This is a genomic window from Saccharibacillus sp. O23 (assembly GCF_002205895.1).
GTDB lineage: Bacteria > Bacillota > Bacilli > Paenibacillales > Paenibacillaceae > Saccharibacillus.
On sequence record NZ_NJDE01000009.1, the window covers coordinates 88,738 to 101,278 of the forward strand.

Annotated in this window: 17 protein-coding genes; 14 read left to right on the forward strand and 3 right to left on the reverse strand. The window is 55.2% G+C overall.

Annotated features, from left to right (window positions below):
• Positions 1 to 46: 46 nt before the first annotated feature.
• From CDO73_RS12385 to CDO73_RS12430, 10 genes are all read left to right on the forward strand, one after another.
• Positions 47 to 2,812, forward strand: a complete 2,766-nt coding sequence (locus tag CDO73_RS12385; protein ID WP_088488834.1) for an alpha-L-rhamnosidase — start codon at positions 47 to 49, stop codon at positions 2,810 to 2,812.
• Between the two features lie 259 nt (positions 2,813 to 3,071).
• The gene (locus CDO73_RS12390; protein WP_088488835.1) at positions 3,072 to 3,512 is read left to right on the forward strand and encodes a VOC family protein; all 441 of its coding nucleotides are present in this window, start codon (positions 3,072 to 3,074) and stop codon (positions 3,510 to 3,512) included.
• Positions 3,513 to 3,539: 27 nt separating this feature from the next.
• On the forward strand, positions 3,540 to 4,019 hold the full coding sequence (locus CDO73_RS12395) for a HEAT repeat domain-containing protein (protein WP_088488836.1): 480 nt from the start codon (positions 3,540 to 3,542) through the stop codon (positions 4,017 to 4,019).
• Positions 4,020 to 4,095: 76 nt separating this feature from the next.
• Positions 4,096 to 4,410 (forward strand): hypothetical protein, encoded by a 315-nt coding sequence (locus CDO73_RS12400; RefSeq protein WP_088488837.1) that lies wholly within the window; start codon positions 4,096 to 4,098, stop codon positions 4,408 to 4,410.
• Between the two features lie 22 nt (positions 4,411 to 4,432).
• Positions 4,433 to 4,882, forward strand: a complete 450-nt coding sequence (locus CDO73_RS12405; protein WP_088488838.1) for a hypothetical protein — start codon at positions 4,433 to 4,435, stop codon at positions 4,880 to 4,882.
• Positions 4,883 to 4,966: 84 nt separating this feature from the next.
• Positions 4,967 to 5,680, forward strand: a complete 714-nt coding sequence (locus tag CDO73_RS12410; protein ID WP_088488839.1) for a hypothetical protein — start codon at positions 4,967 to 4,969, stop codon at positions 5,678 to 5,680.
• A 381-nt stretch (positions 5,681 to 6,061) separates the two neighbouring features.
• Positions 6,062 to 6,520, forward strand: coding sequence for a hypothetical protein (locus CDO73_RS12415; RefSeq protein WP_088488840.1), 459 nt, complete (start codon positions 6,062 to 6,064; stop codon positions 6,518 to 6,520).
• On the forward strand, positions 6,514 to 7,305 hold the full coding sequence (locus CDO73_RS12420) for a lipid II flippase family protein (RefSeq protein ID WP_088488841.1): 792 nt from the start codon (positions 6,514 to 6,516) through the stop codon (positions 7,303 to 7,305). The genes CDO73_RS12415 and CDO73_RS12420 overlap by 7 nt, the downstream gene beginning before the upstream one ends.
• Before the next feature lie 19 nt (positions 7,306 to 7,324).
• Positions 7,325 to 7,639 (forward strand): hypothetical protein, encoded by a 315-nt coding sequence (locus CDO73_RS12425; RefSeq protein WP_088488842.1) that lies wholly within the window; start codon positions 7,325 to 7,327, stop codon positions 7,637 to 7,639.
• Positions 7,640 to 7,710: 71 nt separating this feature from the next.
• Positions 7,711 to 8,265: a GNAT family N-acetyltransferase gene (locus CDO73_RS12430; protein WP_088488843.1), complete on the forward strand. Its 555-nt coding sequence runs from the start codon at positions 7,711 to 7,713 to the stop codon at positions 8,263 to 8,265.
• A gap of 92 nt (positions 8,266 to 8,357) precedes the next feature.
• Here the strand turns inward: CDO73_RS12430 and CDO73_RS12435 are convergent, their stop codons facing one another.
• Positions 8,358 to 8,912: a shikimate kinase gene (locus tag CDO73_RS12435; RefSeq protein WP_088488844.1), complete on the reverse strand. Its 555-nt coding sequence runs from the start codon at positions 8,910 to 8,912 to the stop codon at positions 8,358 to 8,360.
• A 103-nt stretch (positions 8,913 to 9,015) separates the two neighbouring features.
• On the opposite strand from CDO73_RS12435, the gene CDO73_RS12440 reads away from it, so the two are divergent.
• Genes CDO73_RS12440 through CDO73_RS12455 form a run of 4 tightly spaced genes read left to right on the forward strand, consistent with a single transcriptional unit; the run spans position 9,016 to position 11,443 of the window.
• Positions 9,016 to 9,909, forward strand: a complete 894-nt coding sequence (locus CDO73_RS12440; RefSeq protein WP_088488845.1) for a tetratricopeptide repeat protein — start codon at positions 9,016 to 9,018, stop codon at positions 9,907 to 9,909.
• Positions 9,900 to 10,478 (forward strand): histidine phosphatase family protein, encoded by a 579-nt coding sequence (locus tag CDO73_RS12445; RefSeq protein ID WP_088488846.1) that lies wholly within the window; start codon positions 9,900 to 9,902, stop codon positions 10,476 to 10,478. The genes CDO73_RS12440 and CDO73_RS12445 overlap by 10 nt, the downstream gene beginning before the upstream one ends.
• A gap of 21 nt (positions 10,479 to 10,499) precedes the next feature.
• Positions 10,500 to 10,961 (forward strand): hypothetical protein, encoded by a 462-nt coding sequence (locus CDO73_RS12450; protein WP_088488847.1) that lies wholly within the window; start codon positions 10,500 to 10,502, stop codon positions 10,959 to 10,961.
• Between the two features lie 44 nt (positions 10,962 to 11,005).
• Positions 11,006 to 11,443 carry a RidA family protein gene (locus CDO73_RS12455; RefSeq protein WP_088488848.1) on the forward strand — a complete coding sequence of 146 codons (438 nt, stop codon included), beginning with the start codon at positions 11,006 to 11,008 and terminating at the stop codon, positions 11,441 to 11,443.
• Between the two features lie 36 nt (positions 11,444 to 11,479).
• Here CDO73_RS12455 and CDO73_RS26755 read toward each other — a convergent pair whose 3' ends face one another.
• On the reverse strand, positions 11,480 to 11,656 hold the full coding sequence (locus CDO73_RS26755; protein WP_179218683.1) for a hypothetical protein: 177 nt from the start codon (positions 11,654 to 11,656) through the stop codon (positions 11,480 to 11,482).
• 13 nt (positions 11,657 to 11,669) lie between these two features.
• Positions 11,670 to 12,488, reverse strand: a complete 819-nt coding sequence (locus CDO73_RS12460) for a S41 family peptidase (protein ID WP_088488849.1) — start codon at positions 12,486 to 12,488, stop codon at positions 11,670 to 11,672.
• Positions 12,489 to 12,541 lie beyond the last annotated feature (53 nt).

A 12,541-nucleotide genomic window follows, 5' to 3' on the forward strand; every position in this document is an offset into this window, starting at 1 on the left:
CGAAGGAAGCTTTCGATTAGTGAGTTCGATAGGAGGAATCTTGTTTATGCTTGCAACGATGGTAACGGAACTGCGCTGCGAATATCTGAAGAACCCGACGGGGCTTACGGTCCGGCGTCCGCGTCTCGGTTGGAAACTGTTGACCGACCGCCGCGGCGTGCGGCAGATCGCGTATCAAATTCAGGTCGTTCAAGAAGACGGCGAACCGGACTGGGCTGCGGCGGCGGAAGACGGGCGGCTCGTCTGGGACAGCGGTCGGGTCGAATCCGGCGAGAGCGTCCATGCGGCGTACGAAGGCCAGAACTTGGAATCCGACGTCCGCTACGTCTACCGGGTACGCGTCTGGGATAATCAGAACGAAGAATCGCCGTGGAGCGATCACGCGCATTGGACGACCGGACTGTTCGAAGCCGAAGATTGGCAGGCCGATTGGATCACGCCGGCGGCGGATGCGATCGACCCGCAGGCGCGCGAAGCGTATCATCTGCGCCGTAAGTTCAAGCTGAGTGGCGGCCGCAAGATCCGCCGCGCCACGATCTTCGCTACTGCACTGGGGATCTACGAATTGGAGCTGGACGGCCGCCGGATCGGCGACAGTCTGTACGCGCCGGGATGGACGACTTACGACCATCGGCTGCAATTTCAGGCTTACGAGATTACGGATCTGCTGCAAAACGGCCCGGCGGGCGGAGCGGAAACGGAAAACGGCGAGCACGTCATCGGCGCGACGTTGGCGGACGGTTGGTATATCGGGCGTTACGGTTGGACCGAACGCGGCAAGCTGTACGGCGACCGCCGCGCGCTGCTGCTGGAACTGCGCGTACACTATGAAGACGGTACGGAAGAGACCGTCGTCAGTTCCGCGGATGCGGACTCGGCGTCAGGCAGCGGCGGCGCAGGCTGGAAAGCGGCGACCGGAGCCAGCTTGGCGGCCAATTTCTACGACGGCGAGACGTACGACGCGCGGCTGGAGCGTTCCGGTTGGAGTACGGCGGCCTACGACGATTCCGATTGGAGCGACGTCGAACGGTTGGACCATCCGAAAAACATCCTGACCGGCGAACAAAGCGAACGCATCGCCGTGACCGAGACGCTGAAGCCGATCGCGGTCATCCATACGCCGGCCGGAGAAACCGTACTGGACATGGGGCAGAATATGGTCGGCCGCATGGTCTTCGCGCTGGAAGCGCCCGCCGGAACGACGGTCAAGCTGCATCATGCCGAAGTGCTGGACAAAAACGGGAATTTCTACACCGGCAATCTGCGTTCGGCCAAGCAGGAAGTCGTCTATACGTGCAAAGGCGGCGGCAAGGAAACGTATCGCTCGGCTTTTTCGTTCCAAGGGTTCCGCTATGTGCGGTTGGAAGGGTTCCCGGGGGAGATCGGAGAGGAAGATCTGGACCGTTTCTCCGGGGAAGTCATTCATACGGATATGCAGCCGACCGGCTCGTTCGACTGTTCGCATCCGCTGCTCAATCAGCTTCAGAGCAATATCGTCTGGGGACAGCGGGGCAACTTCCTCGACGTGCCGACGGACTGTCCGCAGCGCGACGAACGTTTGGGCTGGACCGGCGACGCGCAGGTGTTTATCCGGACGGCGGCGTTCAACTATGGCGTCGGGCCTTTTTTCACCAAATGGCTCAAAGACTTGGCGGCCGACCAGAAACCCGACGGCGCCCTTCCGTCCGTCATCCCGTCGATCATGGACCCGACGCATCATTCTTCTTCGGCTTGGGGCGACGCGGCCGTCATCTGTCCGTGGACGATCTATCAATGTTACGGCGACAAACGCATTCTGGAAGACCAATACGACAGCATGACGGGGTGGGTCGAGTATATCCGCGCGCAGGGCGAGCAGGAGCTGCTGTGGAATACCGGTTTCCACTACGGCGACTGGCTGGGACTGGACGCCAAAGAAAACAGCTACGTCGGCGCGACGCCGCAGGATCTGATCGCCACCGCCTTTTTCGCGTATTCGACGTCGCTGGTCGCCAAGACCGCCGGCATTCTGGGCAGAACAGACGACGCGCGCAAATACGAAGACCTGCATGCCCGCATCGTGCAGGCGTTCGCCGACGAATTTATCACGCCGAACGGCCGTCTGGCCGGACATACGCAGACCGCGCACGTGCTGGCCTTGATGTTCGATCTGGCGAAAGGCGAGATCAAGCACCGTCTGGCCGAGACGCTGGCCGGATACGTCCGCGAACAGAACATGCATCTGACCACCGGATTCGTCGGAACGCCTTATCTGTGCCATGTGCTGTCGGAGAACGGCTACCACGATCTGGCGGTCGGATTGGTGCAGCAGGAAGAATATCCGTCTTGGCTGTATTCGGTTAACCAAGGAGCGACCACGATCTGGGAACATTGGGACGGCATCAAGCCGGACGGTTCGTTCTGGAGCGACGCCATGAATTCGTACAACCATTACGCTTACGGCGCAGTCGGGGATTGGCTGTACCGGGCAGTGGCGGGATTGGACGCGGACGAGCATGTTCCGGGGTATAAACGGATGATCCTGCGCCCGAATCCGGATTCCGGTTTGACGCATGCGCGCGCCCAGTACGATTCGCTGTACGGCAAAACGGTATGCGGTTGGAAACGGAACGAAGACGGTCAGATCGTCTACGAGATCGAACTTCCGCCGAACACGACGGCCGAACTGCGTCTGCCGAACGCGGCGGACCGATCCGTAACGGTCGACGAACGTTCGCCGGCCGAAGTGCTCGGAGCGGAGCCGGTTCAAGGCGAAGACGGCATGTTAGTGTTGGAACTCGGTTCGGGACGTTACGCCGTGAAAGTCGGCTGACGGGGAGACGACATAGATCATGCGAAGCTTGCGCGAACACCTGTAAGCAAACTCCGCAGGGTGCCAAGTTACATTTTAGCGAGTCGGCTCGTTTCTCACACGTCAATGACCTTCGACCGCAGTCATAGACGATTGCTCGCCATCCGGCGGCAGTCGTCTTTTTTTGCGGAATCGGAAGGATCGCGGGCGGTCCGGTCGAATGTTTCAACCAAGGCACGTAGGGGCATGGTATGATCGGAGGATAAAGGGAGGTTGGCTCATGATTCAATCTATCGTACATATCGCGCTGGTCGTAAACGATTATGACGAAGCCATCGAATTCTATACGCAAAAACTGCATTTCACGCTCGTCGAGGACATTTACCAACCGGAGCAGGACAAACGCTGGGTCGTCGTTTCTCCGCCCGGATCGGCCGGCACGACGCTGCTGCTCGCGCGCGCGTCGAAACCCGAGCAGGAACCGTTCGTCGGCAATCAGGCGGGCGGAAGAGTCTTTCTGTTCTTGAACACGGACGATTTCTGGCGGGATTATCGCGAAATGAAAGACAAAGGCATCGAGTTCGTGCGCGAACCCAAAGAAGATTCCTACGGTACGGTCGCGGTGTTCAAAGATCTGTACGGCAATCTGTGGGACCTGCTGCAGTTGAAAGAAGATCATCCGATCATGCAGAGAATGATCCGCCCGAACCCGGAATCCTGAACCCTTGATGCGAGGAGGCGATCCGATATGAGCGAACAAGATCAAGAACGCCCGGTACGTCGAATCTCCTACGGCGAATCTCATATGGAGATCGTGCGCAGCGGAGCGGAAGCCGTGGAGACTTTTCTGCTGAACGCGGGCGACGACGAACGGTTGAACCTGCTGTTCTGTCTGGACCGGTATCTCGACCCTTATTTCGGTTATAACCTGCCTTACGCCGAAGAGATCTTCGAGATTCTTCAGCGCGAAGTGCTGCGTGATCGATCCAAAGAGATCAAGGAAGACGCGCTGGAATTGATCCGTCTCTATTCGAGTACGCAGATGGAGACTCTGGCCCGCCGGATCGACGAGGTCGAATCGGAACTGTTGACGGAAGTGCTTGAAGTGCTGGGCAGCAGCTACAACCTCGAATACGCCGCGACCATCGCGCGCTTCCTCGAACATGAAGACCCGGCCGTTCGCGGCGCGGCGCAGGGCGCGTTGAACGAGATTGAATCGGCCGGTTAAACGATGAACATGCGCGTACGGTCGTAACTCGGGCGGTCTGCGGAACGTTCAGCAAGAACAGAGAGGAGGAACGCCGATGAATGCGATTTATCTGATCGGTCTGGCGCTGATCGGCATCCTGATCGCGGCATTTACGCCTTGGGGATTGGGACTGTTCATCGTATTGGGGGTAATCTTCGCCGTGACGATCGCGAACTACCGCCGTACGCGGGAACTTCATGCCGGGATGGAAGAGATTCGGCGGCATCTGGGATTGATGGAGCAAGACGAGGCGCGCAGCTATGACCTTGAACGGGAAGTCCGGCGCGCGGACGGATTGGACGAGCAGGAACGCGCGCAGATCGACCGGCTTACGGAGGAAGAACTGCAGCGGGATGCCGGCACCAAATAAATGCGGAAAAGGAGAAATCGAGTTGGGCTATACGTTTCAAGGATTTATCGGAACGCCGGAGGTGCTGGAGGCGGCCTCGATCCGTTTGCGGCATTCGAAGATCGTGCCGCTGACGGGCGCGTTGGCCGTGGTTCCGATCGGAGACGAGCTGCAAGACGAGATGAATGCCGACGAAGGCCGGCTGCTGGAGCTGTGGGACATCCTGACGGATCGGATCGAAGCTTTCGGAGTCGAGCTGTCCGAGCACGGCCGCGTCGCCTACGTCGAAGCGGATTATTTCGGCGGCACGGGCGATCAAGGCTGTGTCGTCTGGGAGCACGGTCGGGAACTGCTGCGCGAAGTGCGGGCGGACAAAGCGATCAACCATGCGCTGCGGCTGCTCGGCGTACAGACGGCGGAAGGCGAAGCGGACGAATTCGATACCGTCGGAATGGGAAGACACCGCCGCGTAGAAAGTTGGCTGAGCAAATGAATCCTTTTGCTTGCTTGCCCGTATCATTACCCTGTGAGTCCAGATATTGGAGGAACGTATAATGATTACAGGGGAGATAGAAAAATGAAAAAAGGATTTTTGGCAAGCGTAGCGATCTGTTCGCTGTTGTTCATGGCGGCGTGCGGGGGGAACGGTACGGCGAAAGAAGCTTCTGCCGAGACGAAGACGGCGGCGGAACAGCCGGCGGAAAAAGCGGCTGAACCGAAGACGGAGGTAGAAGCGGCTCCGGCGGCGGAAACTTTAGAACCTGAAGTAACAGCCGAGCAAGAGAACCCTGCGGAGGCTGTCTCCGAGTCTGTAACAGTCTCAAAAACGTTGGATAGCTTCACGGAAGAGGATGTTTCTGATGCCGATCAACAAAAGCTCGATCAATATATGAACGAGTATGATTCTGTAACCCAACCGTTGGAACCTACGATCAACCAGATGGTAACCGTGATAACGGCCGTGAAAAATAAAGAAATCGATGTGAATGAACTCAAAATTGAACTAACTAAAATTAAAGACAGTTTTACCGAAATCCGCCACCAATTCGAAACGATCGCGCTTCCCCAACTTGAATTTACTGCTTTAAACGATAAATTTGTTGAGCTGCATGATCATACATTGTCGGCAATTGTTGCTGGCGAAGAAGCCAATTCTTTGATGCTGACAGCTTTGGAGACGGAGAATGAAGATAAACTTGACGAAGCGCTTGAAGCGTTCGAGCGGATGTCTCAAGAGGGAGAGGCGATTAGCGCAGTCTCCGAAGAATTATTGGCAGCAATGCCTGATTGAGCCGAATTGATGTTTACAACGGGTTTCGAGTCATATCAATTATTTTTCTTCAGTAAGCGAACAGCCGCGCTTGCAATCGATTTTACGATTGCGGCGCGGCTTTTTTTGTGCGTCCTTCCGCCGCCGATCCCCCAAAGATGCCATTATTTCCTCCGGATGGTATGATCATAGTCGTAAGCCCTACATAAGGAGGAAGCGCAATGCCTTGGCCTATGGTTCATTTTGCCGTGGCGGCCGAAGCGATGAACGAGCCGTCTCCGGAATTTCTGCTCGGAAGTCTCGCTCCCGATTCGGTACATGTCCGCAGCAACGACCGACTCGAGAAAGCCAAAGCGCATCTGATGATCGTCTCGGGCGAATTCTTGACGGACGAGCAGCTCTATGGAGTATTCGAAGCCAACCGAAGACAGGCGGAAGCCGATCCTCGGTTCCTGCATTATCTGCTCGGTTGTCTATACCGACCGCAGATGGACGTTCGAAATCTATCCGGCGTACGAAGCGCATCCCGAAGGCCGTTCGCGGTATCACCGCGACGTGCAGGCGATCGAATTCATGCTGCTTCTGGAAAAGGCGGATGGACGCGCATGGCTGGAGAAGCTTAAGTCCGGCACCGCGTTCGAACTGGGCGGGCTGTCGGCGGAAGAAGTCTATGCGTACCGTCAGCTCAAGTTGGATATGTTGAACGCTCCGCCGATCGATCTGCAATCGCTGCCGACCGTACTATCTCCGGAAGAACTGAACGATTTTATTCGGCGAACCGGCCTAGATCTGCGTCAGTTGTTCACGGAATGGACCTCAAGACAAGCCGCCGCAATAGGAGAGCGAAAGAACCCATGCTAAATCACTTGATCTTGATTTTTATCCTGACCTTAATCATTCACGCCGCGGAGACGCTGTCGTATTCGCTGCGTTACGCGGGCGTGCGGATCGGCAAACTGGCGGTCGCGCTGTCGCTGACCGGGATCGTGGTACTCGTATCGCGTACGGCCAACTTGATTCAAGCGCCGATGACCGCCAAATTCGTCGACGTCGCCAAAAAAGACCCGTCGTTCGCCCTGCTCGGCCATATGCAGATCATTCTGCTGGCGGCGTCGCTCGGCACGGCAGTCGCGATCCTGCTGTTTCCGACCTTCGTGCTGTTGTGGGGGCGTGTGATCGCCAAGTTGGAAATCGCCGGTTCGCTTCCCAAGCTGATGACGAGCGTCACGATCGGCCAGCTTCGCAATACGCGCCATTATGTGCGCAAGCCTTCGCTGAAGCCTAGCCAGTTTCGCGTGCTGGGCATCTCGAAGCGTTTTATCGTGATCAACGTATTCGTGACCGCGATCTATACGGTGGGCGTCTTGGCCTCGCTGTACGCGGCTTATCTCGTTCCGGAGCTCGGCACGACCGCTTCGCAATCGTCCGGTCTGATCAACGGGATCGCGACCATTCTGCTGACCGTGTTCATCGACCCGCAGGTCGGCCTGATCACGGACAAAGCGATGAACGACGAGACGTATCGCGATCGGTTAGGCAAAGTATACGTGCTGCTGATGGGATCGAGATTGGCGGGCACGCTGCTGGCTCAAGCGCTGCTGCTGCCGGCCGCTTATTTTATCGCGTTTGCGGTGAAGCTGATCTAAGGAAGGAGAACGAACGCTTATGGCATTCGAGAAGTTCGACGAACCGGAAGACCCGGCATTCCTCAAGATCCACAAGAAATACGTACCGTTCCTGCTCAAAGCGATCGAAGCGATCCGCAAGAATCCGTGGGCGGAACGCTACGATCTGAACAAAGTCCATGTCTCGATGCGGGAAGACCGGTATCAAGGCAGAGATTGCATCGTCGTGCGGTTCTATGCGGCCGAATTGGACGAGCACAATTGGATGGAAGTGACGCCGGACGATATCGGCGGCGCGCACGTCTATATGGATGCGGCCGGTCGTGCCGTGCTGCATATCGCGATCGAACGTTAGTGAGTTGACCGCATAAAACCTAACCTCTTAAGCGGTCGGCGTACTAGAAGTAAATCGAAGGAGGAGATCGGATGCGGTTATTCGAACGAAACGGAATCGCGCTTCGCACGCTCGAACCGGACGACGCGCCGCTGCTGCTGAAGTGGCTGACCGATCCGGCGGTGCTGGAATGGTACGAAGGGCGCGACCAGCAGTTCGACGCGGAGCGGATTCGAGAAGATTTTTACGAAGACGAAGATCCGGGCGAAGAAGCGGCATGCATCCTGCTGGCGGACGGCCGCGAAATCGGCTATTTGCAGTTCTACCCGTTGGAAGACGAAGAACGCGAGCTGTACGGATATGCAGACGGGATCGTCATCTACGGAATGGATCAGTTTATCGGCGAAGGGGACGCCCGGGACCGGGGAGTCGGCACGCGGGCGATCGCGGCGGTCACGGACTATCTGTTCCGGGAGCGGGGAGCCGAGAAAATCGTGATGGACCCGCAAATCCGAAACGGCCGGGCGCTGCGCGTGTACGAGAAAAACGGGTTCGCGAAGGTCAAACGGTTGGAACGCCGCGAGATGCACGAAGGCGAACTGCGGGACTGCTGGCTGATCGAGAAAAACCGGCCGGCCGCGCCCTAACCGAGCGCTTCGCGAACGCAGCGAATTTCCGACAAGCACGCAAAAAGGCGTACGGCACGAAAATCGCACGATGACGCCTTCTTTTTCCGTATTCAGGCTTGTTCCCAGCTGGCGCGAATCCGGCGGACCATCTCTTCGGCGATCTCTTCGGGAGACAGCTTGTCGACGGCGAACGTATGATGATTGTCGGCATAGACCTGCTTGCGGCTGTTAAACAGCTCCTGCACTTCTTGGAGCGACTTGCTCTGAAGAATCGGCCGGGTGTCGATCAGCGATTCGAAGCGTTCGAGCCACGATTCCCAATCCAGATCGAGATGATAGACGATCCCGCTGCCGAGGCAAGCTTCGCGAATCTCCTGCTGCATAAAAGAACCCCCGCCGAGCGAAACGATTTTCTCCCGCGACGTGCGGCACAGCTCGACGAGGTATTCTTTTTCCATCTGCCGAAAAGCGGGTTCGCCCATCGTTTTGAAGATCTCGGTTACCGGCATGCCGTGAAGGCGCTCGATCTCCAGATCGGCGTCGAGAAACTCCCGTCCGAGCTTTTGCGCCAGCAGTTGGCCGACCGTCGTTTTGCCCGCGCCCATAAAACCGATCAAGATGACGTTTTTTTGGTTAAGAGGAACTTGGGATTGATTTAGCGTCATGATTACCTTACTCCTTTGCCGCTGTACATGGAATCAGTATGTCCATTATAGGTTGCAGACAGGTCCCCGGCAAGGAGCAACGACAAGGACTGGAGGAAACGCGATGAATCGCAGTATGTACGCAAGAGAGAAAGCGGAGACGTTTAAAAAGGAATTGGAGCTTGCTTCGGATCGACTCTGGTCCGCTTGGGAGACCGGTACGTTGACGAACGCCGAACTGGATCTGATGGAAGCCAGATTCCAACGGCTGCACCAAGAGACGGGAGAAGCGGAATGCCTGTGGCTGCTGTCGGAGATTCAGATTTACCGGTCCCGATCGATTCGCCGCGCCGGAGCCGAGATCGCTTGGGAAGGGTTGCGGCAGTCGCCGGAGCTCAAAGGGCTGCATGATAACTACGTGGTCTGCGCGGAAGGGATGCTGCCCGATTTTCATAAAGTCAACCATCATCGGCTGATCGCGGAATATCGGAAGATGGTGCGGCAGCACCCGTCGCTCCTGATCGCCCGCCGGATTCTGATCGAGCATCTGATCGCCGATTACCGGCTCGACGAAGCGTCGATCGAGATCGAACAAGCTCGTCCGCATGTCGGTGCCAAAGGGTACATAGTGGAGTTTTACGCGGGAGAAGTCGCTTATCGCCGAGGCGAGCGGGAAAAAGCGGTCCGTGTGTGGACGCAGGCTTGCGAACGTTATCCGGACGACCCGATGTGCTCGTTCCTGCTCGGCGAACAGTACGCGAAGTTTGCGCATTACCCGGAAGCCGCGGAAGCTTACGAGCGCTCTTTCGCGCTTCAGCAGGCTCCTCGCCGTATCGACGCGCTGAACGCGCTGGTGCATCTGTACGAGATCGCGGACGACGACTGCATGCTGCTGCACACGTTGGGCCGGATTCTGAACGTGTTTGCCGAAGATTACGGAATCACCGAAGGCAGCGAGATCGAAACGTATCGGCTGCAGCGGGACCGGATGCTCGCGCCGGGGCGGACATGGAACTGATCTTCGTCCGGCACGGCCAAGGCGAGCATAAACTTGACGTGCCGGGCAGACTGGAGCGCAAGCATCCGCGGCTGACCGAGCAGGGGAGAAGGCAGGTGCTCGAACTGAAGCAGCGGCTGGACATGACGAAACAGGATTTGTTCGTCGTCAGCCCCACGGTGCGAACGGTCGAGACGCTGGAACTGCTGACCCGCGGCATGACGGAGACTAGGCTGTGGGTCAGCCCGCTGCTCGGACCGCGCATGTTTCCGCAGAACCCCGAATGGACGACGCTGCCGTGCGATATTCCGCTTACCCGACAGGAAACGCAAGCGGCGTATCCGTGGCTGCGGCTTCGAACCGAAGACGATGAAAAACGCTGGCGGCTCGGCATCAACGATCGGCCGCAGGCGGAATTCGCAGCCGAAGCGTCCGAACTGCTGCGTTGGATGCGGGAGCAGGAATGCCTGCGCGTATTCGCGGTCAGCCATGACGGAACGATTCAGGCTTACCGGGAGCTGTTGGGGGAGAAAGGGTTGAGCCGCGACGATTTTCTTGGAGAAGCCGGCGTTTATACAAGGAAAAGCTGAAACAAGAAGGAGGCGTTTGTATTGGGGACTTACGACTACACGTTCATTCCCGAAAATGATATCGATTTCGTTCCGACTCCCGACGAGTTGAAGAATCTGCAAAAGTTTCTCGAAACGGTATCGCCTCATCTCGACGCCGGGGTAACGGAAGAAAGAAAACTGTTCGAAAGCGGATTTCTTTCCGAAGGGATTACCTGCCCGTTCTGCGGAGCGGAAGTCGACGGACACTGGTGGAGCCAAGCGGTAACGGATTCCGAAACGGACAATCAATTCGCGGATCTGGACATTGTGATGCCGTGCTGCAAAAAGGCAACGACGCTGGACCGGTTGAATTATCCGTGGCCGATCGGATTCGCTCGTTTCTCGGTCTATATCAGCACGGCGCAAGCGCCCGACTTCGACGACGATCAAGCGGCTCTGCTGCTGCCGAAGATCGAACGGCGGATCGGACGCAAGATGAAGATAATCGTCGAAAAGTATTGAGAACGGCGGAGCTTCGGCAAGCTGCCTTAAAGGAGAATGTTCGCATGAATCGTAAAAATTATCAAACCGGCTCGCCGTGGGAACCGATCGTCGGGTACAGCCGCGCCGTTCGCGTCGGAAACGTAGTGGAAGTCGCGGGCACGACGGCGATGAAAGACGGAGAAGTGCTCGGCGTCGGCGATGCGTATGCGCAAACGGCCGCAATCCTGCACACGATCCGCGAGGCGCTGGAGCATGTGGGAGCCAAGATGGAACATGTGGTCCGCACGCGCATGTTCGTGACCGATATTTCGCGTTGGGAAGAGATCGGCCGCGCACACGGCGAAGTCTTCCGCGATATCCGTCCCGTCGCGACGATGGTCGAAGTCAAAGCGCTGATCGAACCGGAGCTGTTGGTGGAGATCGAGGTTCAAGCGATCGTGCCGGAGGAGAATACGGAGCTAGACTCAATTAGCGAGCACAGCAGAATCATTAAGTGCTGATTGACGTTGAGGGGGAGCCGACAGCTCCCCAAAGATCTACATCATGACAATCATAAAAAAGGCAACAATGAAAAAGATGAGACCAATCATCACTATATTCTTTTTTAACTCTGAACGCATATGTTCATTTTTAACTCCAATAATCCAAGCGACAACGGCGATTAGTACATAGGAAATGATAAGCCAAAAGATGACGCTCATATCATCGCTCAATGTTTTTACCTCCCTACAATTGATTCAATACGCAAGCGAAATAGTCTTCGTTCTTTTTGAACAGTAAATGTTGCTTGTTATCTTGTTCGATCAGAGTATGTAAAGTTTCTATTCCAGCATTCTTACACTCCCAAGTGAAAGTGGGAATAGTTAAAGAAAATCCGAATTTTTCGTTTCGTATAAAATCTTGCCCAAAGCCTTTTCCAAACGTTGATGACCCTACAAGAGTAACCATTGATAAATTAAGTCTTAATGCCAAAGTTGCGATTTCGCTGCAACTTGCCGTATTAGAGTTAATGAATATAAAAATACGATTAAAACGAAAAGCACAAGGGCCACTTTTGAAATGAATAACTCGTTTGTTTTTATACCGGAATAAAGCAATATCAGTTTCATCGAGAAATAATCTGCAAAAATCCATACATGCCTCTGTATAGCCTCCTGGTGAATCCCTAAGATCTATTATTAAATCAGGAGAATTAGAATCGAATAAAAGGTTCTTCACTTCCGTAACCAATTTATTTGTGAAATAAGGTATTTGAATATACATACAGTCAATCAGTGATCTATAACTTAAAGAAATACTTTTTTTAATTTCATTTTTTTTGTGCGGATAATCACCATAAGTGAAGTCAGTGTAATTTGATTGTCGCGTTTTATGAATAAATTCTTGCAGTTGGGGAGCTGTGAAACATGTGTGGCTTAATAATTCTTTTTTAGATAAAAGGTATTCCTTATTAGTTTCTAAAAATATATCATTGTTCTCATAATAAAGAATGCAATTTTCCACAGTAGCTTTATCGATAAATTTTTTTCTGTTTAGTGGCAACATGCAGGATCCTCCTTAGTCATTCATCAACTGAAATTCGTAAGCTTCAGAGAGTT

Bases quoted from the DNA above. Each gene is read 5' to 3' on its own strand.
- CDO73_RS12460 (WP_088488849.1), bottom strand. From the start codon at position 12,488: ATGTTGCCACTAAACAGAAAAAAATTTATCGATAAAGCTACTGTGGAA.
- CDO73_RS12385 (WP_088488834.1), top strand. From the start codon at position 47: ATGCTTGCAACGATGGTAACGGAACTGCGCTGCGAATATCTGAAGAAC.
- CDO73_RS12455 (WP_088488848.1), top strand. From the start codon at position 11,006: ATGAATCGTAAAAATTATCAAACCGGCTCGCCGTGGGAACCGATCGTC.
- CDO73_RS12395 (WP_088488836.1), top strand. From the start codon at position 3,540: ATGAGCGAACAAGATCAAGAACGCCCGGTACGTCGAATCTCCTACGGC.
- CDO73_RS12390 (WP_088488835.1), top strand. From the start codon at position 3,072: ATGATTCAATCTATCGTACATATCGCGCTGGTCGTAAACGATTATGAC.
- CDO73_RS12435 (WP_088488844.1), bottom strand. From the start codon at position 8,912: ATGACGCTAAATCAATCCCAAGTTCCTCTTAACCAAAAAAACGTCATC.
- CDO73_RS12410 (WP_088488839.1), top strand. From the start codon at position 4,967: ATGAAAAAAGGATTTTTGGCAAGCGTAGCGATCTGTTCGCTGTTGTTC.
- CDO73_RS12420 (WP_088488841.1), top strand. From the start codon at position 6,514: ATGCTAAATCACTTGATCTTGATTTTTATCCTGACCTTAATCATTCAC.
- CDO73_RS12440 (WP_088488845.1), top strand. From the start codon at position 9,016: ATGAATCGCAGTATGTACGCAAGAGAGAAAGCGGAGACGTTTAAAAAG.
- CDO73_RS12445 (WP_088488846.1), top strand. From the start codon at position 9,900: ATGGAACTGATCTTCGTCCGGCACGGCCAAGGCGAGCATAAACTTGAC.
- CDO73_RS12425 (WP_088488842.1), top strand. From the start codon at position 7,325: ATGGCATTCGAGAAGTTCGACGAACCGGAAGACCCGGCATTCCTCAAG.
- CDO73_RS12400 (WP_088488837.1), top strand. From the start codon at position 4,096: ATGAATGCGATTTATCTGATCGGTCTGGCGCTGATCGGCATCCTGATC.
- CDO73_RS12430 (WP_088488843.1), top strand. From the start codon at position 7,711: ATGCGGTTATTCGAACGAAACGGAATCGCGCTTCGCACGCTCGAACCG.
- CDO73_RS12415 (WP_088488840.1), top strand. From the start codon at position 6,062: ATGGAGTATTCGAAGCCAACCGAAGACAGGCGGAAGCCGATCCTCGGT.